Raw genomic sequence first — 24,920 nt, forward strand, 5'->3', positions numbered from 1 at the left:
TAGGGTGGGTTTCAACCCACCACCCCGGTCCTAGCTGGCGGGGGCGACAAGCGCAAAGATGAAATCGTCCAGCGCATAGCCGCCGGGGTCATCCGGGGCCAGCGTGAACCCAGCGGCCCCCGGTCCCCCGTCAACGCGCCATGCAAGGTCCATCGGGCCATGGCGCAAGCGGATGACATCGAACCCGATCGGTGCCCCGTCCCGCCCAAAGATCATCAGAAAGGCCCGCCCCGGCGCGGGTCGACTGCCCAAGGGATCGTCGTAGTCGGCGTGCAGACGAAAGCCGAATTCGGTCTGGTCGGTATCAAAGCGAACCGCAATGGTGCCCTCGCCAAGCGCCCCGACATCCGGAAACCCAACCGGTCCAAGTGGGTAAAGGGCATTCGATCCCAACCCGTCGTGCAGGGAAACGGCCATGTTCCGCCCCGGTGTTCCGGGTGCGATGGGCAGGTCTGGCGGCAGACCCATCAGGTTGAAGAACGCATCGAACTGGCCGGGACCGGGGCCGGGAGCCGTCTGCGGCGGTCGCCCGACGACGTGCTCGCCCAAGGTGATCCCCTCAGCCTCGATCAGGCTGTCGACCGACATTCCCGGCTCTGGCTTGGGGGCGAAATCCTCGAAATCCAGCCGCCCGGCAAGGCGACCGGCCATCTCGGCATAGTCTGCGCGGAGAACGTCGGCCTGTGCTGGCAGGGCAGAAAATGCCGCCCAGAACACAAGGCCCCAGCGGATCATACCAGCCGCGAGGTTTCCACGGCGGCCCGCACGAAATCGGCGAACAGCGGGTGCGGGTCGAAGGGTTTCGACTTCAGCTCCGGGTGATACTGGACGCCGATGAACCAAGGGTGGTCCTTCCATTCGACGATCTCGGGCAGGCGGCCATCGGGGCTGACCCCGGAAAACTGCAGCCCGCAGGCCTCCAGCTTGTCGCGGTATTTCATGTCCACCTCATAGCGGTGGCGATGGCGTTCCTCGATTTGGGTCGCGCCATACACCTCGGCCACGCGCGATCCGTCGGCCAACGCGGCGGAATAGGCGCCAAGGCGCATGGTGCCACCCTTGTCGTCGTCCGCCTTGCGTTCGACCTTGTGGTTGCCCTGTACCCATTCCTTCAGGTGATAGACGACCGGCTCGAACCGCTTTTCCCCGGCCTCGTGGTCGAACTCCTCTGACCCGGCCTTGTCCAGACCGGCGACGTTCCGGGCGGCCTCGATCACCGCCATCTGCATTCCCAGACAGATGCCCAGATAGGGGATCTTGCGAGTGCGGGCGAACTCGGCCGCCTTGATCTTGCCCTCGGTGCCGCGTTCGCCAAAGCCGCCGGGAACAAGGATTGCGTGGAAGCCTTCCAGATGCGGGGCGGCGTCTTCGCGGTCAAAGACTTCGGCATCGACCCATTGCACGTTTACCTTGACCCGGTTGGCCATGCCGCCATGGGTCAGCGCCTCTTTGATCGACTTATAGGCGTCTTCCAACTGCACGTATTTGCCGACGATGGCGACATTGACCTCGCCGTCGGTGTTGTGGATGCGGTCCTGCACATCCAGCCATTTTTCGAGGTTCGGCTTGGGCGCGGGGGAAATGCCAAAGGCATCCAGCACCGCCTGATCTAGCCCTTCGTTGTGATAGGCGAGCGGCGCTTCGTAGATCGACTTCAGGTCATAGGCGGCGACCACGGCCTCTTTGCGGACGTTGCAGAACAGGGCGATCTTTTCGCGTTCCTTTTCCGGGATCGGATGTTCGGACCGGCAGACCAGCACATCGGGGGCAAGGCCGATGGATTGCAGTTCCTTGACCGAATGCTGCGTCGGCTTGGTCTTCAACTCGCCACTGGCGGCCAGATAGGGCAGCAGGGTCAGATGCATGAAGATGCATTCGCCGCGCGGTTTTTCATGGGCGAACTGGCGGATCGCCTCGAAGAACGGCAGGCCCTCGATGTCGCCCACGGTTCCGCCGATCTCGCAGAGCATGAAATCCACCTCGTCATCGCCGATGCGGATGAAATCCTTGATCTCGTTGGTGACGTGGGGGACGACCTGAATGGTCTTGCCCAGATAATCGCCGCGCCGTTCCCGTTCCAGCACGTTGGAATAGATCCGGCCCGAAGACACGGAATCGGTCTTGCGGGCGGGGACGCCGGTAAACCGTTCGTAGTGGCCAAGGTCGAGGTCGGTTTCCGCCCCGTCGTCGGTTACGAAAACCTCGCCATGTTCAAAGGGCGACATGGTGCCGGGATCGACGTTCAGATAGGGGTCCAGCTTACGCAGCCGGACGGAAAAGCCACGGGCCTGCAACAGCGCGCCCAAGGCGGCCGAGGCCAGCCCCTTGCCAAGGGAAGACACCACACCACCCGTAATGAAAATATAGCGCGCCATCGGTGGCCGTCCCCCGTTCGTTCATTCCAAATTGTCAGGAAATGCGGCCCGTTGTTCGGTCCATCGGGCCACATACTCACGGGATTTAAGTATAACCGGATTCGCCCCGCGAACGCAACCGGATACGCAATATCCTGTAATTGCCACCCATCGGGCGGCAACAGGTTGTGGTTTCGGCCTTAGTTTGCGCCGGGCAGGAGCGATTCCGTATCGCCACCCGACGGCGGCAGAAGATCAAGGCCAAGCCCGTCATCAACCGGTGCTTCCGGCGCGGCCTCGGTCGCTTCGGTGGCCCCGTCGACAACCGACGCGCCCGCCGATTTTTCCGCCGCGATGATCGTCAGCGCGATCGAGGTGCAGATGAACCCGATGGCAAGGATCCAGGTCAGTTTGCCCAGTGCGGTCGCCGCGCTGCGGGCCGACATGACGCCGCCACCGCCGCCGCCCATGCCAAGGCCGCCGCCCTCGGACCGCTGGATCAGAACGATACCGATCAGCGAAAGCGCAAGGATCAGGTGGATGACAAGGACAACGTTTTCCATGGGGCTCTCATTCTGCCTGTCGTGAACGGGAGGTATCTAGAAGCAAGGGGCCGTCGCCGCAACCCCAAACCGTGGAAATACGTGCCCTAGGATGCCTCTGCGTCCCGCCGCACCACTGTGCCGTCCGGCAAGGTCAGATAGTCGTCGGGGTCTGGCCGGTCCGCTGGGATATGAAGACCTAATGCTCGCATCACGATGAAGAAGGCCATCGCCGGAATGCCCATGAAGATCCCAAAGATGATCGCCCACCCAATCCCCTCTGGCCCGTTCATCGCCAACAAGGCAACGAACAGGACAACCACCGCCAAACAGGCGAGAGAAAGGAAATAGAGCGCGCGTCCGATGTAATATTCAGGTGTCATGGGCCCTCGTGTCGCAGGTCAACCTGACGGGAATATGGCGCGGCGTGGGCTATTCATCGACATCGTCCATGTCGGACTGGCCAGACAGGCGGCGGCGCACATGGCTCCAGTTCAAGCCGATCCCAAGGACCAGCGACATCAACACAAGACCGATCCATGTGTTCACGGTCGGGTCTTCAAGGCTGATCCAGCCATAGTCATAGAGGACCCAAAGAAAGGTCGCCGCGATCAGCAGGATCAGCAGCATTCCGAACAGCCCGATCGACCGCAGCGTCGCCCGCAGGTAGATGATATAGCCCACCAGCAAAAGCAGCCCCAGAAACAGGGTCAGCGGCATCTGGGTTTCCCAGTTTTCCATCCCCCAACGGGTCAGGTTCCAGCCGGTCGGGTTATAGGTCGCGGCCAGAAGGACAAAGGCAAACGCCCACCGGATCCCAAAACCAACCATCTGCACGCCCTCTGTCCTGCTGATACACGGGCCAACAATGGCGAGCGATGTCGGTTCCGTCCAGCCCGGTCCAACTGTCGCGCCGTTGAAAATCCGGTTTCGCTGGGCGGCGCGGGCGGCTATACGGGCGCGGGTTTGATCCAAAGGGGATTCCGATCATGGCGAATGTGGTGGTTGTCGGCGCGCAGTGGGGCGACGAAGGCAAGGGCAAGATCGTGGACTGGCTGTCCGAACGGGCCGATGTCATCGCCCGGTTCCAGGGCGGCCATAACGCGGGCCACACGCTGGTGATCGACGGGGCGGTGTTCAAGCTGCATGCGCTGCCCTCGGGCGTTGTGCGCGGCGGCAAGCTGTCGGTGATCGGCAACGGCGTCGTGCTGGACCCGTGGCACCTGCTGAAAGAGATCGAAACGATCCGCGGGCAGGGGGTCGAGATCAGCCCCGAAACCCTGATGATCGCGGAAAACACCCCGCTGATCCTGCCGATACACGGAGAGCTGGACCGGGCGCGGGAAGAGGCCGCTTCGAAAGGCACCAAGATCGGCACCACCGGGCGCGGCATCGGGCCGGCCTATGAGGACAAGGTGGGGCGTCGCGCCATCCGCGTGGCCGATCTGGCCGACGAAGAAACCCTGATTGCCCGCGTCGACCGCGCGCTTCAGCATCACAACCCGCTGCGCCGGGGGCTGGGCTTTGAGGAGGTGGACCGCGAGGCGCTGATTGCGCAGCTGAAGGAAATCGCGCCGCAGATCCTGCAATACGCCGGCCCGGTCTGGAAGGTGATGAACGAAAAGCGCAAGGCCGGGAAGCGGATCCTGTTCGAAGGGGCGCAGGGCGCGCTTCTGGACATTGATTTCGGAACCTATCCCTTCGTGACCTCCTCGAACGTGATCGCCGGGCAGGCGGCGACCGGTGTGGGCATCGGGCCAGGGTCGATCGACTATGTGCTTGGCATCGTGAAGGCCTATACCACCCGCGTGGGCGAAGGCCCGTTCCCGTCGGAATTGTTCGACGCGGATGGCCAGCGGCTGGGCGAACGGGGGCATGAATTCGGCACCACCACCGGGCGCAAGCGCCGTTGTGGTTGGTTCGACGCGGCGCTGGTGCGTCAGACCTGCGCCACCTCGGGCGTCAACGGCATCTGCCTGACGAAACTGGACGTGCTGGACGGGTTCGAGACCCTGAAAATCTGTGTCGGCTACGATCTGGACGGCGAACGGCTGGACTACCTGCCCACCGCCGCCGATCAGCAGGCGCGTTGCACCCCGATCTATGAAGAGATCGAAGGCTGGTCAGAGTCGACCGAAGGTGCTCGCAGCTGGGCCGACCTTCCCGCCGCCGCGATCAAATACGTGCGCCGGATCGAAGAGCTGATCGACTGCCCGGTGGCGCTTCTGTCCACCTCGCCCGAGCGCGAGGATACCATCCTCGTCACCGACCCCTTCGCCGACTGATGGCGGGGCTGTCCTACAAGGCGCGCAAGCGCTGGGCGATTGCTATCCTTCTGGTCGGGCTGCCGGTCTATATCGTGGCCGCGGTCACGGTGATCGGGCTGGTCCATCCCGACCCGATGGACAAGCCGTCGATCCTTGTGGAACTGGCGATTTATGTCGGGCTGGGGGTGCTTTGGGCGCTGCCGTTGAAGTTCATCTTCAAGGGGATCGGCAAGGCCGACCCGAACGCGCCGACCGAGGAATAGGACAGGCGCGGGCGAGTGCCTGTCCGTTGCGCGAGCCGCGCGGAACGTCATCCTTCCTTCAGTCGGAAGTAGGTCTTGGCGCGGGCGACTAGCCCGGGCCGCGCCCGCCCCGCCCCATGGGCGGGCGCATTGCGCCGTATCGATCAGCACAGGCCGCCGACGTGGCGGAACCATAAATCAAGCAGACCTGCCCGGCCAAAGCGCCCGCCCCGGATCGGGCGGGGCCCTTCAATCCACCGGCAAGCCAGACGGCACCCTGTCGGGACGCCCAAGCGGGCGCGTGCCCGCCGTGGTCCCGGTAAGCGCCTCAAGGAAGGCGACCAGATCCGCGATGTCTTCCTCGGTCAGGGCCACCGGCACGATATCCAGCCGCGCGGCCTGCCGCGCCATTTCCAGCCGGTCCTGACGGATCGCGAAATCCCCCGCCGCCAGCCAGGGCACATCGGGCAGACCCGCGTCGGCGGGCGTCCAGTTGGCCGCAGTGCCTACCGGGTCCGCATGGTGGCGGATGATCCCCTCCAGCGTCGCATAGGCCCCGTTGTGGCCATAGGGCGCGGTCAGGGCGACGTTGCGCAGGGACGGGGTGCGGAACCTGTAGGCATCCTCCAGAAGGTCGCTTTCCCCCATCCGGCCCACGTCGCGTGGCATTGGGTCAAAGGGGCGGGTGCGGCCGGGGCCGAAGGCGGGCAGGCCAAGGGCGTGGAATCCCTGATCGGTGAACAAAGGCCCCGAATGACAGGACGCACAATTGGCCCGTCCAAAGAACAACTCGCGCCCCCGGTCCGCGTCGTCCGGCAGCGTCGCGTCCCCGGCCAGCCAGCGGTCATAGGGGCTGTCGATGCTGATCCATTCGCGGGCCATGAAGGCCCCCAGCGCATTTCCGATCTCGACGATGGTGACCTCGCTTGGGTCGTCGATGTGGTCAAAGGCAGCGACAAACATCTCTCCGTATTCGGGGATGGTGCGGACCCGTTTGGCAATGACCGGCCAACCAAGGTCGATCCGGTCATGAACCGCACCTGTCACCTCGTTCTCGCCCACGTTGCCCGCCATCTCGAACTGGGCGGTCAGTGGAAACAGGGCCTGCGCGGCAAGGATATTGTCCAGCCCCTGCGGCAGCCATTCCTCTGCCGGGCTATCAAAGCCGTTGCCGAACTGATCCGACACCTCCAGCCGCCCGTCGTGGAACATGACCCGGACAGAGCGGTGGCCAAGGTTCCACAGCCCCGGTGCATTGCGTGGAATGCGTTTGCGGATGCGGTCGGGACCTTCGCCGGGGGTGCGGTCGGGGCCAACGCCCGTGCCACCCTCGCCGATCCCAAGGCTTAGCCCGTCGCCGCTGCCGTGGTCGTGATGGTGGCAGGTACCGCAGGAAATATTGCGATTGCCGCTGAGGATCGGGTCATAAAACAGCAACTGCCCGATCCGGGCTTGCGCCGCGTCCACTTGCAGGAAATCATCAAGGCTGATCGGTTCGGGGTCCGCCCGAAGCGACCCGGCCAGAAGGACAAGTACCAGATGAAGACCGCAGGCAAGACGATGTTTCATGGGATCATTCTGGCAGGTTGTCTGGCAGTCTCAACCCCGGTTTTCGCCGCCGATCTGGAAGAGGCACGGGACCTGATGGAGGCGGGCGAATTTGCCGAGGCGATGGCACAGTTCCGGGTGCTGGCACGGTCGGGCAATGCCGACGCGGAAGAGTTGATCGGGGTCATGTATGCGCTGGGCCTTGGGGTGGAACGGGACGACGAGCGGGCCTTCGACTGGTATCTGCGGGCCTCGCTGAAGGGGCACCCGGGGGCGCAATCGGGTCTGGGCTGGTATTACGAGGTCGGGCGCGGCATCCCCGAACCGGACCTTGTGCGGGCCTACCTGTGGTATGCGCTGTCGGCCATCGGCGGGGACGTGGACGCACCGGATTCACTGGAAGAACTGACCCCACGGATGACGGCCGAGGAACGGGCGCGGGCGCAGGTGCTGATCGACGACTACCGGCCATGGATGTATCCGTTCCGGTAATGGCTTGGTCCGCGTTGTGGGGGGAAACGGCCATCCTTTGGCCGGGGCCGAATGGCACCGAAGGTGCCGGCCCATCGCCAGACCGCCCACGGGGCTGGCGATTTGGCGGGACTGGGTACATCGCTTATGCGGAGCGCGGACGTGGCAGAGATAAAGCGCACAGCACCGGCGTTGATCGCCATCCCGCGGTCTGCCGATGGGCCTCCTGCGAACGTCGGACCAAAGCTCATGCCTGACGGCCCCTTCACAAGATGAAAGGCCGCCCCGGTGTCCCGGAGCGGCCCCTGTCTCGGACCTCTGAACCCTTAGTTCAGGTCGGCCTCGTAGGCGGCGGCAAGGTCTGCCTCGGCATCGGCCACGGCGGCGATCAGCGCGTCAAGGATCTGGTCCCCGCCCTGAACGTTCTCGCGGAACCAGCCCTGCACCGGGGCGGCGGCCTCGGCGAACATGGCCTTTTCTTCCGGGGTCGGGACGTAGATGTCACCGCCACCTTCAACGAAATCGGCATAGGCTTGGATCGCGCCCCGCTTGGGCGCGGCAAAGGTGGCCTGCTGAAGCGCATAGAAGCCGTCCACGACAACGCGGCGCATCGCCGGGTCCATGTCCATAAACTTGTCGTTGTTCATCCACCACAGGGCGCCCATATAGGCGTGCCCATCAAGGGTGATGTACTGCAGGCCCGCATCGGGGAACTTCATGCCCATGATGTCGGTGATGCCGTTCTTGGACCCGTCAACAACGCCGGTCTGGAACGAGGTGAACAGTTCCGGCCACGGGATCGGGGTCGGCGAGGCGCCAAGGGCGCGGACCAGTTCCTGCGGCAAATCGGCGACCACGGTGCGGATCTTCAGGCCTTCCATGTCGGCGGGGGTCTGGATGCGCCGCTGGGTGTTGGCGAAGTTGCGCCAGCCGCCGGTGTTGCCAATGGTCATCAGACGGATGGTGTCGCCGCTGTCGGCAAGGGCCATGTCGCGCATGGTGCGCACGAAATCACCTTGCAGCACGTGTTCGGCCACGCGGTCGTCGGCCATCAGATAGGGCAGGTCCAGAACCTGCACATAGGGGAAGATGCCCGCGGCCCCGCCCGAGGTGGAAATGTAGATGTCGATCGACCCTTCCGACACGCCCTCAAGGCATTCGGCGCCGTTCGAGCACAGCTGGGTGCCGATGAACAGTTCCACTTCGATCGCGCCGTTCGATGCGGCTTCGACGTAGTCCTTGAACACGATCAGACCGGCATAGTCTTCGTCCGCTTCGTTCGAGTTCGCGGTGGCGCGCAGGGTGATCGTTTCGCCATGCCCTTCGGCATATGCGGCGACCCCCGCAAAGGAAGCGGCGGTAATGGTCGCCGCGGTCAAGAGATGTTTCAGCATTCGGAGTCCTCCCAGTTGGCTGTCTCTTAGTTGGTGAATTGTGGCTCAGGGCTTATGCACGCCATGTAGCCGGCGTCCGGCGAACATCCCAAGAAGTCCGCAAGATAGGGAACCGTCATCGAAATTTGCGGGAAATAGGTGATCAGGAAGATCACCGCGACCTCGACTGCAAGGAAGGGCAGGATCGCGCGGGCGATGGTTTCCACCCGCTCCCGGCTGACCGTTGAGGCGACGAACAACACCAGCCCCATGGGCGGGGTGGCAAGGCCGACGGTCAGGTTGACGCTCATGATGATGGCGAAGTGAACCGGGTGAACCCCCAGTTCGACGAAGATCGGGCCAAGGATCGGCCCAAGGATGATGATCGCGGGCCCGGCGTCCAGGAACATGCCGACGATGAACAAGAGCACGTTGATCAGGAACAGAAGGACCAACGGGTTCTGACTCAGGCTCAGGATCTGTTCGGTCAGGATCTGCGGCGCATAGGACAGCGACACCACCGTCTTGAACGCCACCGCCGCACCGACCAGCATCAACACCGCCGAGGTGGCCAGCGCCGAGCGTGACAGCACCTCGATCAGGTCTTTCACGGTCATCGAGCGCAGCACGAAGAAGCTGACGATCAGCGCATAAAGGACCGCGATGGCCGAGGCCTCGGTCGGGGTCATCACCCCGATCAGGATGCCGCCAAGGATGATGATCGGGGTTTGCAGCGGCGCGATTGCCTTTTTGCAGACCATGCGGAAATCGTGGCTGACGCGGCGGCGGTAACCCATCATCAGCCCATGCGCGATGACGAGCATGACGGCAAAGACGATCCACAGGTTGATCTGGTGCAGCTTGTCGCCATTGTCGGCGAGCGTGGCCAGACCGACCCGCACCGAAAGGCCCGAATAGACGGCCATCAACAGGCCCGCCACATTCAGCCGCAGCAGCAGGAAGCTGACCCAGTATTCCACCGGGCTGACTGTCTGGTTCTTGGTGACGATCCGTTCCGCCTTGGGCAGGTCGTAACGGTCGGCCATGACGCGGACCATGATCATCAGTCCTACGCCGACAAGGATGCCCGGCACGATCCCGGCAAGGAACAGGGCCGCGACGCTTTCGCCCATGACATAGGCATAAATGATCATGATCCCCGAGGGCGGGATGATCGGCCCGATCACCGAACTGGCCGCTGTCACGGCGGCGGCGAATTTGCGGGTATAGCCGTTCTTTTCCATCGCCGGGATCAGGGTGGACCCAAGGGCCGAGGTATCGGCCACCGCCGACCCGGACAGGCCCGCGAAAAGGATCGACGACAGGATGTTCACATGGGCCAGCCCGCCGCGCAGATGCCCCATGATCGCCTGCGAAAACTCCACCAGGCGGATGGTGATGCCGCCACGGTTCATGATCTCGCCCGCCAGCATGAAGAAGGGCAGGGCCATCAGCGGGAAGCTGTCCATCCCGTTGTAAAAATTTCGATAGAGGACCGACAGTTGGCGGGCCTGATCGTCCAGAACCAACAGGCCGAAGGGGGCGGCCAGCAGGGCAAAAACCACCGGCAGGCCGATCATGATCAGGATCAGGAAAAGGGGTAGAAACCACAACAGCATCAGTCAGCCCCCGCCATGTCTTCGCCCCGAAGGTCGGTCAGCCGGTCGGCCCCGCCCATCAGGGTGATCAGGTTGCGCAGGATCAGCTCGACGTTCACGAGGATCAGCAGGTTGATCCCCACCCAAAGCGCCGCGTATTGATATTGGTTGGCGAACTTCGGCCCGCATTTGCCGACCTCGATCCCAAAGGGCCAGCGTAGCGAGGATGAACAGCCGCGCCCGGTCAGGCTGTCGACGTGGTTGTTCAGCCCCTTGTCCCAGGCGATGATCAGAACCCAGAACGAGATGCACAACAGGGCCAGCGACAGCAGCGTCGCGCCGATCTTGGGCAGGGCGCGTTCCAGCATGTCGATGGCGACGAACCCGCCCTGCCGAAAGGCCAGCGGCGCCATCAGCCCGGTCATCCACAGCATTCCGAACCGGGCGCCTTCCTCGGTCCAGTTGGGGGCGTCGTTCAGCACATAGCGGAAAAAGACCTGCCCAAGGATCAGGCAGACCATAACGGCAAGGGCCGCGACCGCGATGACGCGGCCGACGGCCAGAACAGCGTTGTTCAATCGCTCGAGGGGCCAAAGCAGCCCCATCAATACCGCCATTGCGGTCCTCCCTATATCGGGGCGCAATGCCCCGTCCCGTTGGATCGGCCGGGCTCTTTTCGGCCCGGTCCGGATGGATCAGCCCGGCAGGCTGACCAGTTTGCCGCTTTGGAACAACAGCGGCGCGCCTTCGCGAAAGGCGGCGCGGCGGACGCGGCCCACCTGGATCACGTGATCCCCCGCATCGTGCGAGGCCTCCAGATCACATTCGAAACAGGCAAGGCAGCCACCGATGATCGGCACGCCATGGTCTCCAACCTCCCAGTCCAGCCCCTCGAACGCCGTCTTGCTGCGGGCAAACCCCTCGCAGATATAGCGCTGATGGCTGTGGAGAACATGAATTGCGAAATGCTTGGCCTCGGCGAAATGGTGGAACCGGTTTGACCCCTTCGCAGGGGACCACAGCACCAGCGGCGGATCAAGACTGACCGAGGAAAAGCTGTTCACCGTGATCCCCACCGGGCCTTCGTCGCTGTCGGTGGTGACAATGGTCACGCCAGTTGCGAATGCGCCCAGCGCGCTGCGGTAGCCACGCGAATCCGTTGTCGGGTCAAGAACCTGCATCTGATGATCCCAGCCTCCGTCCATGTCAGGCGACCTCCCGTCCCAGTGCCGCGGTATACAATTCGAACCAGCGTTCGCGGCCCATTTCCACCTTGAGCGCATCGGAAATCTTGGCGATCCGGCCAAGGTTGTTGGTGCCCATGACCGGCAGAATGCGGGCCGGATGGGCCAGCAGCCATGCGGTGGCCACGGCGGCGCGGTCGGTGCCGCTTTCGGCGGCGATCTGGTCCATCAGCCGGGTCAGGTCGGTATCTGCGGTCATCAGGCTGCCGCCACCCAGCGGGGACCACGCCATCGGCGGCAGGCCCCGTTCCTGAAGGAACGCCACATCGCCATTGGTTAACCCGTCATGGGCGGTCAGGCTCAGCTCGATCTGGTTGGTCACCAGCTTCGTCTTCATCGCCGATTGCAGAAGGGTCCAGTCCCAGGGTTTGAAGTTCGACACGCCCACGGCGCGGACCTTGCCGCTGGCCACAACCTCGTCCAGCGCCGCGCCGGTTTCATGGTGATCCATGAACGGGTCGGGGCGGTGAACCAGTAGAAGGTCAATTTTGTCGATCCCCATCAGGCGCAGGGAATCGTCGACCGACTTCAGGATATGGGCGCGGCTGGTGTCGTAATACTTGACCTTGGCGTCCGAGAACCGGCCACAGGGGGCCACGATATCGCATTTGGTGACGATCTCGATCTGGTCCTTCAGGGCCGGGGTCAGCCCCGCACCCATGATCTCTTCGGCCATGTATTCGCCGTAGATGTCGGCCTGATCCATCGTGGTGATGCCCTGCTCAAGGCAGGCCTCGATCTTGGCCTGCACATGCGCGGGCGATGTGTCGGCATCATCGCCCAGCCTCCACAGGCCATAGACGATGCGGGAAAAGGACAGACCGTCCTGAATTTCGATCCGGTCCATCATTTGCGCTCTCCCGCGCCCAGCGGCGTTGCAGGGGTTTCGGCAGGAACCCGGCCATAGGCATGGGGCATCGAACAGGTCTTCAGCTCGGGCAGGACCAGCCGGCCAAAATGCTGCGCCTCGTCGATATGCGGGTAGCCCGAGAAGATGAAGGCGCGGATGCCCATCTTGCGATAGTCCTCGATCGCCGACAGCACCTGATCGGCAGAGCCGACCAGCGCCGCGCCACAGCCCGACCGCGCCCGGCCAACGCCGGTCCAGAGGTTCGGTTCGATGTATCCAAACTGGTCGGCCAATTCGCGGGCGCGGGCCTGATGCGACACGCCCAGCGACGCGCTGTCATGGGCCCGTTCGCGGATCAGGCGGCCGTATTCATCGTCCAGTTTAGACACAAGGCTTTCGGCGTATTCGCGGGCCTCGGCCTCGGTGTCGCGGACGATCATGTGCACCCGCAGACCATAATCCAGCGTCCGGTTGTGGCGTTCGGCGGCGGCGTTCACCGCCTTCATCCGCTCGGCCAGCTGGTCCTTCGTTTCCGGCCACATCAGGTAGACGTCGCAATGCTGGCCGCACAGTTCCAGCGCATCCGGCGAATAGCCCCCGAAATACAGAAGCGGGCCGCCGGTCTGATAGGGGCGGACCGGATCGGTGGTCAGCCCTTCGAAATTGTAAATCTCGCCGTGGTAGTTGATCTCGTCCTGGGTCCAGGCCTGTTTCAGGATCTCCACCACCTCGCGCGACCGCTGGTAGCGATAGGAACTGTCGGCCTTTTCACCGGGGAAGTCCGACGAAATGACGTTCAGCGTCAGCCGGCCCTTCATCATGTGATCCAATGTGGCCACCGTGCGGGCCAGCATGATCGGCTGCACCTCGCCGCAGCGGATCGCGGCCAGCATGTTGATTCGCTCGGTCAGCGGCGCCATTCCGGCAACAAAGCTCAGCGTGTCCTGTCCAACCTGATAGGACGACGGGGCAAGGATATTGCGGAACCCCTGTTTTTCCGCCTCAAGCACGATATCGCGGCAATGTTCCCAGGACGACCGCAACGCCCCGTCCGGAACGCCAAGATAGCGGTAGTCGTCCGAACAAAGTGCTGAAAACCAACTGACTTCGGCGGCATCAAGGTCCGGCGATGTGATCGGGACGACGGTCATTGGGGTCTTCCATTCGGTGGCTGTGTTCGCGTTCGATTGCCCCTTGCATAGCATCTGATTTTTGATGCATCAATGGTGTATCAATTTGCCGCATTGCCAAAGATGCGGCCAAGGGGGGAAACAGGGTTTTGGCGCGCAGCAGGCCGATTACGGCACTTCCGATCTATGTCCAGATCAGCGAGATGCTGATCCGCGATATCGCCGCCGGGCGTCTGGCCGACGGGGCCAAGCTGCCGCCCGAACGGGACATGGCCGCCTCGTTGAATACCGCCGTCGGAACCCTGCGAAAATCGCTGCGGATACTTGAGGAAAAAGGCCTGCTGGAACGGGTGCAGGGCTCTGGGAACTATATCCGACACAGACCCTCGGTCGCCTCTGTCTACTCCATGCTGCGGCTGGAACTGAAAGAAGGTGGGGGGATGCCCACGGCAGAGGTTCTGTCGGTCGATCTTCTGCCCAAGCCCGCAGGGGCGCCTGCCTTCGGACCGTCGTCGGACGGCTGGCGGTTCCGGCGTTTGCGCTTCCTGTCCGGCGTTCCCGCCGCGATGGAGGAAATCTGGCTCGACGGGTCTTTGGCAGAAACAATCGAGGCCGGGGCGGTCTCGGAATCGCTCTACCTCTTCTACCGCGAATCGCTGGGGGTCACGATCCTGTCGGCGGAAGACCGGGCTTCGGTCGCGCCGGTGCCCGACTGGACCGACCCGCGCTTTCCCATGCGGGTCGGAGAGATTGCAGGATATGTCGAACGGGTCGGGCGCGACAGCCTGGGCCGGGCGGTGGAATTTTCACGTAACTGGTTCGACCCGAAAACGGTCAACTATGTCAGCCGGATCGGCGGAGGAAAAACATGATCAACTACGGGCTTATCGGCTGCGGCATGATGGGGCACGAACACATCCACAACATCGCGCTTCTGCCCGAGGCGCGGGTGACAGCCGTCTACGACCCGGTTGCCTCGCTGGCCGAACATGCGGCGAAAGAGGCGGGCGGCGCGACCGTCTGCGCCTCCATCGCTGATATGCTGGCGATAGACGATCTTGGCGCGCTGGTGATTGTCAGCCCCAACCACCTGCACGTCAGCCAGCTACGCGAAATCCGCGACACGCGCCCCTTGCCGATCCTCTGTGAAAAGCCGCTCTATACCGATCCGGCGGATGTTGCGTTTCTGCAAGAGCTGATCGCGGACTACCCCGCCCCGATCTGGGTGGCGATGGAATACCGCTATATGCCGCCCATCGCCGCCCTGCTGGATCAGGCCGAGGGCGCGACCGGCGGGATCAAGATGCTGACGATCCGCGAACACCGCTTTCCCTTCCTGCCCAAGATCGGCGACTGGAACCGGTTCAACGCTAATAAAGGCGGGACATTGGTCGAGAAATGCTGCCACTTCTTCGACCTGATGCGGCTGGTCCTGAAGGACGATCCGGTGCGCGTCATGGCCACCGGCGGGCAGTCGGTAAATCACCTGAACGAAACCTATGACGGGCAGGTTCCCGACATCTGGGACAATGCCTATGTCATCGTCGATTTTGCGGGCGGGGCGCGGGCGATGTTGGAATTGTGCATGTTCGCCGAAGGGTCGCGCTATCAGGAAGAGGTCACGGCGGTCGGTCCCACCGGCAAGATCGAGGCGCTGGTGCCCGGTCCGGGCCGGTTCTGGCCGAAGGATCTGGGTGATCCGCCGGTGCCGCAACTGATTGTCTCGCCGCGCAGCCCCAAGGGGCCCCGGATGTCCGAGATTCCGGTCGACCCGACGCTTCTGGCCGCCGGGGATCACAACGGATCCACTTTCTACCAGCACCAGCGGTTCAATGCCGTGGTCCGGGGCGAAGGCACGCCCGAGGTGACGTTGGAAGACGGGATGTGGGCCGTCCGGATCGGGCTGGCCGCACAGGAAAGCGCCCGGACAGGGCAGGCTGTCAGCCTTTGATCCTTCGGACGATCCGAAACAGAAAAGGGCGCCCGCGGGCGCCCTTTTCCATTGTTCATTGCGACCGGATTACTCCATCCATTCCCACGGACGGGTAAAGGCCCCAAGCGCACTGACAATGTCCTGTTCGGACACGGTGCCGGTCTTTTGCAGCCGGGCGACCAGGCCGCGCTTCTTGTCCTCGACCACCTCTGCCACTTCGGCGGCGGCGTCGGCATGGGCCAGCGCCTCGTTATAGACGCGGGTGATCGCGCGCTTGCGCAGGTCCGGCTTAAAGATCTTGCCCACGGCGGTTTTCGGCAGTTCGGGCAGGATTTCCAGATGCTTCGGATGAGCCGCGCGTTCGTGGATCTTCTCTTTGGCATAGGCCAAAAGCTCGTCTTCCGAGGCGCTGCCGCCATCAACCAGTTCCACATAGGCGCAGGGGATTTCGCCCGCATGTGCATCCGGCTGGCCAATCGCGCCGACAAAGGCCACATCGGGGTGACCCGCCAGCGCCTCTTCGATCTCGGCCGGGTCGATGTTGTGACCGCCGCGAATGATCAGGTCCTTGGCGCGGCCGGTGATCCAGAGGTAGCCATCCTTGTCCACCCGGCCAAGGTCGCCGGTGCGCAGATACTGGGCGTTGGATTTCGGGCCGGGATAGAACAGATCGGCGTTCTTGGCCTCTTCGGTATAGGTGTTGCCCATGTAAACGCCGGGATTCGACACGCAGATTTCGCCCACATGGTCGGTCGGGCATTCCTCGTGGGTGTCCACCGCCATGATCTTGATATCGGTATAGGGGAAGGGAAGGCCGATCGACCCGATCTTCTTTTCCCCGTCCGGCGGGTTGATCGACACAAGGCAGGTCGCCTCGGTCAGGCCATAGCCTTCGCAGATGGTCACCCCGGCGGCCTGTTCGAAGCGTTTATACAGCTCCACCGGCAGCGGGGCCGACCCGCAGAAGGCCAGTTTCAGGCTGGAAATATCCGCATCGACCTTGCGCTGCATCAGCGCGGACATGGCGGTCGGCACGGTGATCATGAAGGTCACCTTGTAGCGTTCGACCAGTTTCCAGAAATTGTCGAACACCCCGTCGCCGCGATAACCGGCGGGCGTCGGGAATACGATATGCGCGCCAGAGGACAGTGAGGCGCCCATACAGACGATGGCCGCGAAGACGTGGAACATCGGCAGCGGGCAAATCTGGACGTCCTCGGGCGAGAACAACAGCCGGTCGCCCAGCCAGGCGTTGTAGATGATCCCGGAATAGCGGTGCTGCGCCACCTTCGGCATCCCTGTGGTGCCGCCGGTATGGAAATAGGCGGCGACCCGGTCCTGCTGAACATCCTCGAACGTCAGCTTGGTCGGCTGCTTGGCGATTTCCGCGTTGAAATCCAGCACCTTTGCCTTGTGGGTCACGGCGACCTTGGGCCGGATCAGCGGCACGATGACCTTTTTCAGCCCCGACAGGTAGCGGACAAGGTCCACCTCGAGAACGGTTTCGACATTGGGGGCAAGGCGCACCGCCTCGGCCGCCTTTTGCGGCACGTCGGTCTTTGGGAACCCCTTCAGGGTGACCAGAACCTTGGCGTTGGTTTCCCGCAGGATGGCCGCAATCTGTTCGGCCTCCAGCAGCGGGTTGATCGGGTTGACGATCCCCGCGACCTGCCCGCCCAGATAGGTCAGCACCGTTTCGTTGCAGTTGGGCAGAAGATAGGCCACCACATCGGTCGGCCCCACGCCAAGGCTGCGCAGCAGGTTGGCGGTCTGGCTGGTGCGGTCCTTCAGTTCGGACCAGGACAGGGTTTCCTTCTTGGACTTGGGGTCCGACAGGATCTGATAGCTGACAGCCGCGCGGCCACCATGGGCGGCGGCGGTATGGGACAGCATCCCATATGTGGTGACCGGCAGATCGCGCTTGTCCCACGGCATTTCGTTCACGATTGCGTCGCGATCCGCGACCGTCGCATAGGTCACCGTTAACTCCTCCCTGAGTAACGCGGGATCTTCGCCCCGCCTTCTTGTGCCTCAAGAGGTAATCGCTGTGTCGCGTCGCGCAAGTATGACGCAGCGAAACACCCCTTTTGCCGGTCCGTCAGACCACGCTTTCCCGCTTGGGCAGGGTTAGGGGACAGGCCCCGGCGGCGCGCAGCTTGTCGGTCAGGTGCTCCATCCCGAACTCGGCGGCAAAGTCGCGTTCGGCATTGGTGATCCCGACAAAGCCCGCCAGCATCACATTGCCGGACGGAAGCGAAAACGCCTCGGGCGGGCGTTCGGGCGGGATCATCACCATGTTCATGATCTGGCAACGGTCATTGCCGTCCACCGGATGGTTCAGCGGGATCACATCGTGAAACGCCAGCGGCTCGCCGTCCACCTGCCCGTCGGCCAAGAGCAGGTCATAGGTCAGAAGGCTTTGCAGGCGCATGATCGCCCAATCCGCCTTCTCCTCGGTCTCAAGGAAGAACTCGACCCCGACGCCGGATTCGCCGTTGGGGTTGTAATCGGCAGGGTCCACGCCCTGCGGATCGGAATAGCCAGAGGTGACGTAGAGCCAGCTGGCACGCTCTGTCGTTGGCTTGAATTCGCAAATCTGGAACTCCAGCCAATGGGCATCCACCTCGACATCGCCGAAGGCGCCGAAAACTTCCTGCTGCAATTTGAACGGCGGTCGGTTCGCCTCTCCGAACAGCTCCGGATAGACGTCCTTTTCCCGAATTTTCCTGATCGCTGCCAAATCCATGAACTCTGTCCCTTCCTGTCTAATGACCGGAAGCATCCCGCATTCAGGGAAATCTGGCAAGGAATGGTTATTCGGCGGCCAGACCTTCGGTGAACTGCAGGCGGGCCAGACGGGCGTAGAGGCCACCTTCGGCCACCAGCGCCTCATGCGTGCCCTGCGCCACGATCCGGCCCTCGTCGAAGACGACGATGCGGTCGGCCTTTTTCACGGTGGCAAGACGGTGGGCAACGATCAGCGTGGTCCGGGTTTCGGCCAGCCGGTCCACCGCCTGCTGCACAAGGCGTTCGCTTTCGGCGTCCAGCGCGCTGGTCGCTTCGTCCAGAAGCAGGATCGGCGCGTCGCGCAGGATGGCGCGGGCAATGGCGATGCGCTGTTTCTGGCCGCCCGACAGCATCACGCCGCGTTCGCCCACATAGGTGTCATAGCCATTGGGCAGCGCGGTCAGGAAATCGTGCGCGGCGGCGGCGCGGGCGGCCTCCTCGACCTCGGCATCGGTGGCATCGGGGCGGCCAAAACGGATATTTTCCCGCGCGGTTTCGGCAAAGATCACCGGGTCCTGCGGGACAAGGGCGATCTGCTGGCGGAAGGCGGCGCGGGACAGGTCGGTCAGGGCCGCGTCGCCCAGCCGGATTGCACCGCTGTCGGGGTCGTAGAACCGCAGCAGAAGCTGGATGATGGTGGATTTTCCCGCGCCCGACGGGCCGACAAGGGCCACGGTTTCGCCCGGCGCAACGGTCAGGTCGATTCTGTCCAGCGCGGCCATGTTGGGCCGGGACGGGTAGTGGAAGGTGACCCCGTCAAACCGGATCGGCTCGCCCCGCATGTCGGGGGTCGGGGCGGGCTGGTCCGGGTCTTTCACCCGGTCGTCGGCGTTCAACAGTTCGACCAGCCGCTCGGTCGCGCCGGCGGCCCGCTGCAATTCGCCCCAGATTTCCGACAGGGCGCCAACCGCGCCGGCAACCATGACGGCATAGATGACAAACTGCACCAACTCGCCCACGGTCATCATGTTCAGCCGCACATCGCGCGCACCAACCCACAAGACACCGACGACGCCCGCGAAGATCAGGAAGATCACGATCATCGTCATCAGCGACCGGGTCGCGATCCGGCGCTTGGCCGAGACAAAGCTTTTCTCGGTCACTTCGGCAAATCGGGCGGCGGCACGGACTTCCTGGGTAAAGGCCTGCACGGTTTGCACCGACAACAACGCCTCGGACGCATTGCCCGAGGAGGCCGCGATCCAGTCCTGGTTTTCCCGGCTCAGCGCGCGAAGGCGGCGGCCCAGAACGACAATGGGCACGATCACGGCAGGCACGATCAACAGGACCAGCCCGGTCAGCTTGGCCGAGGTGAAGAGCATCAGGACCATGCCGCCAAGGAAGATCAGCACGTTGCGCAGCGCGACCGAGACGGAGGAGCCGATCACCGACAGGATCAGGGTGGTGTCGGTGGTGATCCGGCTCAGGACCTCACCGGTCATGATGTTTTCGAAGAACGAGGGGCTCATCCCGATGACGCGGTTGAACACTGCCTCGCGGATATCGGCCACGACCCGTTCGCCCAGCCGGGTGACAAGGTAGTAGCGCAGCGCGGTCCCGGCGGCGAGAAGGGCGGCAATGGCCAGCGCCGCGCCGAAATACTGGTCCAGAAGGGTGGTGGCCCCGCCTTCGAAATTGTCGACCACGCGGCGCACGGCCAAGGGCAGGGTCAGCGAAATCATCGCCGTCAGGACAAGGGCCACCCCGGCGGCCGCGATCATCAACCGGTAGGGGCGCAGGAAGGGCCAAAGACCGGCCAGCGCGCCAACGCGTTTCGACTTGGCACGTTCGGCCTCGACGGGCAGCGGGGCGTCAGACATATCGTTTCCTGCATGGGTTCGCGTTGCATCCACTTAAGCGGCGCGGGCGCGGGGCGCAAGCAGGAGGGGCCCATGGGTCAAGACCCATGGTGACGAAGGGGCGCTGCCCCTCTGGCCCTTCCGGGCCATTCACCCCGGGATATTTACCCACCCAAAGAAGGACAGGACCGGGCGCGATGGATTGGACCCTTGGGGAAAGGATGGAGCGGGCGACGGGAATCGAACCCGTATCTCTTGCTTGGAAGGCAAGGGTCTTACCATTACACAACGCCCGCTTCGGCCCCCCGTATAAGATGCAGCGCGGGGGAGGTTCAAGCCCCCGCGTCACCGATCGGTTCGATCAATTGCGGCCCGCTGGCCCGGTTGGAGTTCACCTCGGTCCCGACCCGCCGCAGGTGCAGGGCCCCATCCGGGGCGGGGCGCATCAGCCGGGCCGCGCCCTTGCCTTCCTCGCCCAGCCATAGCGCCCAGTCAGCGGGGTCAAGCACCACGGGCAGCCGGTGGTGGATGCGGGCCATGTCGGCATTGGCCGCGCAGGTGACGATGGCGCAGGCGGTCAGCGGGTCGTGGCCCGGTTTTTCCCAGTCCTGCCAGATGCCGGCAAAGACCATCGGCACGCCATCCGCCCGGGTGACATACCAGGGCAAGGGCTGTCCGCCCTTGGGCCGTTCCCATTCATAGAACCCGTCGGCGGCGATCAGGCAGCGGCGCTGGCGGCAGGCCTCGCGAAAGGCGGGCTTTTCGGCGATGGTTTCGGACCTTGCGTTGATCAGCAGCGGCCCGTCGGTCGGGGTCTTGTACCAGGCGGGCACGAAGCCCCAGCGCATCGGTCGCAGCCGCCGGGCGCCCGCGTCCGAGGTGGCAACCGCGATCCGGTTCGTGGGGCAGACGTTGAAGTTGGGGTCCTGCGGCAGGTCGTTGTCAGGGGTGGCGGCGAACATCTGCGCCATCGCGTCCTGCGGAAGGGTGATCGCCATGCGCCCGCACATCAGCGGACCCGCCCCTTCAGGAGCGCCGAGTATTGGTAAAGCCCCCAGGGCGACAGCGCCTGTTCCAGCGCCAGCCACAGCGGGCGGGCGGTGTCCGTGGTCAGCCCCGCCGCCTTGGTGATCGCGCCGATGCTGCTGCGCCCGTCGATCCGTGCGATCAGCGGCGCGGCCTCGGGCGGCAGGGACAGGGTGATGGTTTCCTGCCCGCTTTTGATCGGGATCGGGCGGCCCTGCGCCACGGCCCCGGCCAGTGCCTGCGGCGGGCCGCCTTTCAGGTGCGGGATCAGGTCGGGCGCAGCGCCACCAGCAGGCTGGCGGGGGTCGTCCGCCGGCACGGCATAGCCGACATGGACCTTCAACGTACCCGACAGGTCTTCGGCCAGTGCCATCCGGGCGGGCCGGTCCATCGCGTCGGGAACGGGGCCGAACCGGCTGGGGTCATATTGCCCGGGCGATGCGAAATCGGACAGGGCCCAGCCCGCGCCCGCCAGTTCCGCCAGCAGGTCCGGCACCGAATAGGCGCGGTCCTGCCCATGCAGCAGAAGATCATAGAACCCCGCGTCCGACGACTTGTGATCGCCAAGGTTCGGGTTGCGCTTGAACGGATGCGCGTCGGGCAGGGCGACAAAAACCTTGCGGGCGGCGGTCAGCCGGTCTTCGGGCGGCAGCCCGTCGAACATCGCGCCAAAGGCCCGTTGCAGGGGATAGACCCCGGACCGGCCCAATGGCGCATAGACCATGAACCCCAGCCCCCCGCCGGGGGCGCAGGCGGCGCGCAGAGCCCGAAAGCCCGCCGCAGGGTCGGGCAGGTGGTGCAGCACCCCGCAACAGTCGATGTAGTCGAACTGGCCAAGATCAGGCGCGTCCAGAAGGCTGCCTGTCAGGAACCGGATATTCTTCAACCCCCGGACCTTTGCCCGCGCCTCCGCCACCCCGCGCGACGCGCGGGAGAGGTCGACATAGGTGATGTCATAGGGGCGGCGCGCGTCCGTCATCAGCTGCGCCAGTTGGATCAGCCCGTCGCCGGTGCCGCCGCCCGCCACGAGGACGCGCAGGCGCTTGGACCAGTCCCGCTGGCCGCCCCAAAGGAAGTGATCCATCTCGACCGGGTTTGATGGAGAGCCGGTAACCAGCCGGGACTTTTCCTCGGCCGGGTCGCGGGCGGGATAGGGGAAGGCTTCGTATTGTTCGGAAACGGTGACCATGGGCAGAGCCTAGGGCGGCGTGGCCGCAAGGAAAAGGGGGAGGTGGGTTGAAACCCACCTTACATTCAGGTCCGCATTTTCGGGCCAGACCTGTAAGGTTGGGGAACGGGCGTAAGATGGGTTTCAACCCACCCGACGGGCGCGGCACTTGACCACATGCGTAGCTCCAGTGCCAAATCGCAGATTTGGCAGCGCCCGAACCGCCCCCACGGGGCGGGCGCTTTGCTTCCCGCCCCTCGGTTCGTGCACGGCGGTTAGACAGTTCAGGGTGCCTATCCCTGCGGCGGGGGCCTCTAGCGCGGGCCGCGCTGCGCGATCACCACGCCCGAGGCGACGATGGCCGCGCCAACGGCCTGTGCCCAGCTCCAGTCTTGCCCGAGCGCGACAAGGATCAGCATCACGTAGCACGGGGCGACGTTGATGTGAAACGACGCCACCGCGACGCCGAGCCGCCCGACCGAGGCCAGCCAGAGGAACTGCGACAGGGCCATGCTGCCGAAGGCGTAGATCAGCAGCGGCATGAGCGTGCCCGGCACCAACAGCCCCGGCGGGGTGGCGACCGCGCCGGTCAGCCGAGCGCCAACCGCGATGCAGCCCATGAACATCAGGCCGCCCGCAAGGGTGATCGTGGTGCGGCCCACCGGCGACAGGTCGGGGAAATCCCGCACCGTCGCCCAGCTGCCCCAGCTGAACAGGAAACAGGCGGCCACGGCCATCCCGGCCCCCAGCCCGAGGTCCAGCACAGGGCCACCGCCAGCCGCAATTGCCCCGCCCACGACCGAGGCCAGCAGCCCGATGATGAACCCCATAGTCAGCCGGCGGTCTTCGAAGATCATCTCGATCACCGTGGCCGCGATGGGGCAGGCGGCGGCGATCACTGCCACCGTGACCGGGTCGGTGTAGTCCTGCGCCAGAAGCAGCAGGTAGGCCCCAAGGCCAAAGGCGATCCCGCCCACTACCGTGCCCCGGCCCCAACGGGCCCGGATCAGCGCCAGCGGCCCGTCCAGCATCACCCAGATCGGGATCAGGATCCCTACCGCCAGCGCCAGCCGTGCGGTGATCAGCATCAGCGGGTCCCAGGTTTGCAGCAGGTAGTCCGCCGCCGGGAACCCGGCTGCCCAGGCGACCATCGACAGGACGGCAAGCGTGTTGCCTTCCAGCAATTGCCGGGGCGGACGCGGCACGATGGGCGGGCCGAGCGGATCTGGGGTCTGAACCATGGCGGGGCCGTTCTTTGGTTGTCTGTTGGGGACCGGTCGGTAATGTTCCAGCCATGGGGAACGGTGGCGGGGGCCGATTGGCCGGTCTTGCCCGTTCCCGACCAAATGTCGTTTTCCGGCCCCGTGCCGCAGCCAAAAAGGCCTGAAATGCCAAGATTTTGCGCCAACCTCACGATGCTGTTCACCGAATACCCGTTCCTTGAACGGTTCGGTGCGGCCCGGTCCGCCGGGTTCGACACGGTCGAGGTGCTGTTTCCCTATGACGAACCCGCGCCATTGGTCCGCGATATGCTGAACCGGAACGGGCTGACCCTTGCCCTGATCAACTGCCCGCCGCCGAACTATACCGGCGGGGCACGGGGCTTTGCCGCCGTTCCGGGGGCCGAGGAGCGGTTCCGCCATGATTTCAGGCGCACGCTGCGCTATGGGCAGGCGCTGGGCGCGCATCACCTGCACCTGATGGCGGGGGTGGCCGAGGGCGCGGCGGCGCGGGCCACCTTCATCGACAACCTGCGCTGGGCGGCGGCAGAGGCCCCGACACAGTCCCTGACGATCGAGCCGATCAACCCCGTGGACATGCCCGGCTATTTCCTGAACGATTTCGACCTCGCGCTTGAGGTGCTCGAGGCGGTTGCGGCCCCCAATCTGCACCTGCAATTCGATGCCTACCACGCCCAGCGGATCACCGGGGACGTGATGGGCACATGGGACAAATGCCGCCACCGGGTCGCCCATGTGCAGGTGGGGGGCTTTCCGGGACGGCATGAACCCGCGGGCGGGGACATCGACTATCCCGCGTTCTTCGCGCGGCTGGATGCCGAAGGCTATGACGGCTGGGTCAGCGGCGAATACAACCCCGCCGGGCGGACGGATGAAGGATTGGATTGGATCGGGTGATCATGCTGACAGGATGCTGTCAGCAGCCCTGTGTCAGAAGGGGGCATCGCAACCCTATCAGGAGATAACAGATGACCACCCAAGCAATCACCGTCTGGACCGAAGTGCCCGTCACCGACATGGACCGGGCCGTGGGTTTTTACAACGCGGTCTTCGGCTATGACATGCAGATCGACTCAACCGGCCCGAACCCCATGGCCCTGTTTGGCAACACGATGGAGGGCACCGGCGGCCATATCTATCCCGGGACCCCGGCCAAGGGCGGCAACGGGCCGACCATCCACCTTGCCCTGCCCGGATCGCTGGAAGACGGGATCGCCGCCTGCGCCAAGGCGGGCGGCACCGTGATTTCCCCCGCCATCGAAATTCCTCCGGGCCGCTTTGCCTATGCCATCGACCCGGACGGCAATTCCATCGGCCTGTTCGAACCCAAAGCCGCCTAGGAGGCCC

The 24,920-nt window shown here is 64.2% G+C and carries 25 protein-coding genes and 1 tRNA gene; 7 read left to right on the forward strand and 19 right to left on the reverse strand.

The annotated features are described in order from the left end of the window. Positions 1–30 precede the first annotated feature (30 nt). The 5 genes from U3648_RS13965 to U3648_RS13985 all read right to left on the reverse strand — a co-directional run bounded on the left by U3648_RS13965 (position 31) and on the right by U3648_RS13985 (position 3,727). A complete protein-coding gene (locus tag U3648_RS13965; RefSeq protein ID WP_420859849.1) occupies positions 31–735 on the reverse strand; it encodes a hypothetical protein in 705 nt (234 codons plus the stop codon). Then, positions 732–2,375 (reverse strand): CTP synthase, encoded by a 1,644-nt coding sequence (gene pyrG, locus U3648_RS13970; RefSeq protein ID WP_420859850.1) that lies wholly within the window; start codon positions 2,373–2,375, stop codon positions 732–734. The genes U3648_RS13965 and pyrG overlap by 4 nt, the downstream gene beginning before the upstream one ends. A 179-nt stretch (positions 2,376–2,554) precedes the next feature. Further along, on the reverse strand, positions 2,555–2,917 hold the full coding sequence (gene secG, locus U3648_RS13975) for a preprotein translocase subunit SecG (protein WP_420859851.1): 363 nt from the start codon (positions 2,915–2,917) through the stop codon (positions 2,555–2,557). Positions 2,918–3,003: 86 nt separating this feature from the next. Next, positions 3,004–3,279, reverse strand: coding sequence for a hypothetical protein (locus U3648_RS13980; RefSeq protein WP_420859852.1), 276 nt, complete (start codon positions 3,277–3,279; stop codon positions 3,004–3,006). Between the two features lie 49 nt (positions 3,280–3,328). Beyond that, positions 3,329–3,727: a DUF6524 family protein gene (locus tag U3648_RS13985; RefSeq protein WP_420859853.1), complete on the reverse strand. Its 399-nt coding sequence runs from the start codon at positions 3,725–3,727 to the stop codon at positions 3,329–3,331. Positions 3,728–3,885: 158 nt separating this feature from the next. Here U3648_RS13985 and U3648_RS13990 point away from each other — a divergent pair, with 158 nt between their 5' ends. Beyond that, positions 3,886–5,181, forward strand: coding sequence for an adenylosuccinate synthase (locus U3648_RS13990; RefSeq protein WP_129679339.1), 1,296 nt, complete (start codon positions 3,886–3,888; stop codon positions 5,179–5,181). Beyond that, positions 5,181–5,426, forward strand: a complete 246-nt coding sequence (locus U3648_RS13995) for a DUF2842 domain-containing protein (RefSeq protein ID WP_420859854.1) — start codon at positions 5,181–5,183, stop codon at positions 5,424–5,426. The genes U3648_RS13990 and U3648_RS13995 overlap by 1 nt, the downstream gene beginning before the upstream one ends. Positions 5,427–5,654: 228 nt before the next feature. Here the strand turns inward: U3648_RS13995 and U3648_RS14000 are convergent, their stop codons facing one another. Then, positions 5,655–6,974: a cytochrome-c peroxidase gene (locus tag U3648_RS14000; protein WP_420859855.1), complete on the reverse strand. Its 1,320-nt coding sequence runs from the start codon at positions 6,972–6,974 to the stop codon at positions 5,655–5,657. Here U3648_RS14000 and U3648_RS14005 point away from each other — a divergent pair. Next, complete coding sequence (locus U3648_RS14005) at positions 6,966–7,445, forward strand: tetratricopeptide repeat protein (RefSeq protein WP_420859918.1); 480 nt, start codon at positions 6,966–6,968, stop codon at positions 7,443–7,445. The genes U3648_RS14000 and U3648_RS14005 overlap by 9 nt on opposite strands. 305 nt (positions 7,446–7,750) lie before the next feature. Here U3648_RS14005 and U3648_RS14010 read toward each other — a convergent pair whose 3' ends face one another. The 6 genes from U3648_RS14010 to U3648_RS14035 form a co-directional block, all read right to left on the reverse strand. After that, on the reverse strand, positions 7,751–8,818 hold the full coding sequence (locus tag U3648_RS14010) for a TRAP transporter substrate-binding protein (RefSeq protein ID WP_420859856.1): 1,068 nt from the start codon (positions 8,816–8,818) through the stop codon (positions 7,751–7,753). 26 nt (positions 8,819–8,844) lie between these two features. Next, positions 8,845–10,416: a TRAP transporter large permease gene (locus U3648_RS14015; RefSeq protein ID WP_420859857.1), complete on the reverse strand. Its 1,572-nt coding sequence runs from the start codon at positions 10,414–10,416 to the stop codon at positions 8,845–8,847. Next, complete coding sequence (locus U3648_RS14020) at positions 10,416–11,012, reverse strand: TRAP transporter small permease (protein ID WP_420859858.1); 597 nt, start codon at positions 11,010–11,012, stop codon at positions 10,416–10,418. The genes U3648_RS14015 and U3648_RS14020 overlap by 1 nt, the downstream gene beginning before the upstream one ends. 78 nt (positions 11,013–11,090) lie before the next feature. After that, positions 11,091–11,600 (reverse strand): flavin reductase family protein, encoded by a 510-nt coding sequence (locus tag U3648_RS14025; protein ID WP_420859859.1) that lies wholly within the window; start codon positions 11,598–11,600, stop codon positions 11,091–11,093. Between the two features lies 1 nt (position 11,601). After that, a complete protein-coding gene (locus U3648_RS14030) occupies positions 11,602–12,486 on the reverse strand; it encodes an aldo/keto reductase (protein ID WP_420859919.1) in 885 nt (294 codons plus the stop codon). Continuing rightward, positions 12,486–13,640: an LLM class flavin-dependent oxidoreductase gene (locus U3648_RS14035; protein WP_420859860.1), complete on the reverse strand. Its 1,155-nt coding sequence runs from the start codon at positions 13,638–13,640 to the stop codon at positions 12,486–12,488. Before U3648_RS14035 ends, U3648_RS14030 begins: the two co-directional genes overlap by 1 nt. Positions 13,641–13,768: 128 nt before the next feature. Between U3648_RS14035 and U3648_RS14040 the strand changes: the two genes are divergently transcribed. After that, positions 13,769–14,491 carry a GntR family transcriptional regulator gene (locus U3648_RS14040; protein ID WP_420859861.1) on the forward strand — a complete coding sequence of 241 codons (723 nt, stop codon included), beginning with the start codon at positions 13,769–13,771 and terminating at the stop codon, positions 14,489–14,491. Further along, entirely contained in the window at positions 14,488–15,570 is a 1,083-nt protein-coding gene (locus U3648_RS14045; RefSeq protein ID WP_420859862.1) for a Gfo/Idh/MocA family protein, read from the forward strand. The genes U3648_RS14040 and U3648_RS14045 overlap by 4 nt, the downstream gene beginning before the upstream one ends. A gap of 69 nt (positions 15,571–15,639) precedes the next feature. Here U3648_RS14045 and U3648_RS14050 read toward each other — a convergent pair whose 3' ends face one another. The 7 genes from U3648_RS14050 to U3648_RS14080 all read right to left on the reverse strand — a co-directional run bounded on the left by U3648_RS14050 (position 15,640) and on the right by U3648_RS14080 (position 23,573). Continuing rightward, entirely contained in the window at positions 15,640–17,532 is a 1,893-nt protein-coding gene (locus U3648_RS14050) for an acyl-CoA synthetase (protein ID WP_420859863.1), read from the reverse strand. Positions 17,533–17,650: 118 nt separating this feature from the next. Further along, complete coding sequence (locus U3648_RS14055) at positions 17,651–18,298, reverse strand: suppressor of fused domain protein (protein ID WP_420859864.1); 648 nt, start codon at positions 18,296–18,298, stop codon at positions 17,651–17,653. A 67-nt stretch (positions 18,299–18,365) separates the two neighbouring features. Then, complete coding sequence (locus U3648_RS14060) at positions 18,366–20,159, reverse strand: ABC transporter transmembrane domain-containing protein (RefSeq protein ID WP_420859865.1); 1,794 nt, start codon at positions 20,157–20,159, stop codon at positions 18,366–18,368. Between the two features lie 201 nt (positions 20,160–20,360). Continuing rightward, a tRNA-Gly gene (locus U3648_RS14065) sits at positions 20,361–20,434 on the reverse strand. A 36-nt stretch (positions 20,435–20,470) separates the two neighbouring features. Beyond that, positions 20,471–21,148: an SOS response-associated peptidase gene (locus U3648_RS14070; RefSeq protein WP_420859866.1), complete on the reverse strand. Its 678-nt coding sequence runs from the start codon at positions 21,146–21,148 to the stop codon at positions 20,471–20,473. Then, positions 21,148–22,353, reverse strand: coding sequence for a class I SAM-dependent methyltransferase (locus tag U3648_RS14075; RefSeq protein ID WP_420859867.1), 1,206 nt, complete (start codon positions 22,351–22,353; stop codon positions 21,148–21,150). The genes U3648_RS14070 and U3648_RS14075 overlap by 1 nt, the downstream gene beginning before the upstream one ends. A gap of 293 nt (positions 22,354–22,646) precedes the next feature. Then, complete coding sequence (locus tag U3648_RS14080) at positions 22,647–23,573, reverse strand: DMT family transporter (protein ID WP_420859868.1); 927 nt, start codon at positions 23,571–23,573, stop codon at positions 22,647–22,649. A 147-nt stretch (positions 23,574–23,720) separates the two neighbouring features. Here U3648_RS14080 and U3648_RS14085 point away from each other — a divergent pair, with 147 nt between their 5' ends. Beyond that, positions 23,721–24,470, forward strand: a complete 750-nt coding sequence (locus U3648_RS14085; protein ID WP_420859869.1) for a hydroxypyruvate isomerase family protein — start codon at positions 23,721–23,723, stop codon at positions 24,468–24,470. A 71-nt stretch (positions 24,471–24,541) separates the two neighbouring features. Continuing rightward, positions 24,542–24,913 carry a VOC family protein gene (locus tag U3648_RS14090; RefSeq protein WP_420859870.1) on the forward strand — a complete coding sequence of 124 codons (372 nt, stop codon included), beginning with the start codon at positions 24,542–24,544 and terminating at the stop codon, positions 24,911–24,913. Positions 24,914–24,920: the final 7 nt, after the last annotated feature.

The organism is Marivivens marinus (assembly GCF_035969385.1).
Taxonomy (GTDB): domain Bacteria; phylum Pseudomonadota; class Alphaproteobacteria; order Rhodobacterales; family Rhodobacteraceae; genus SELP01.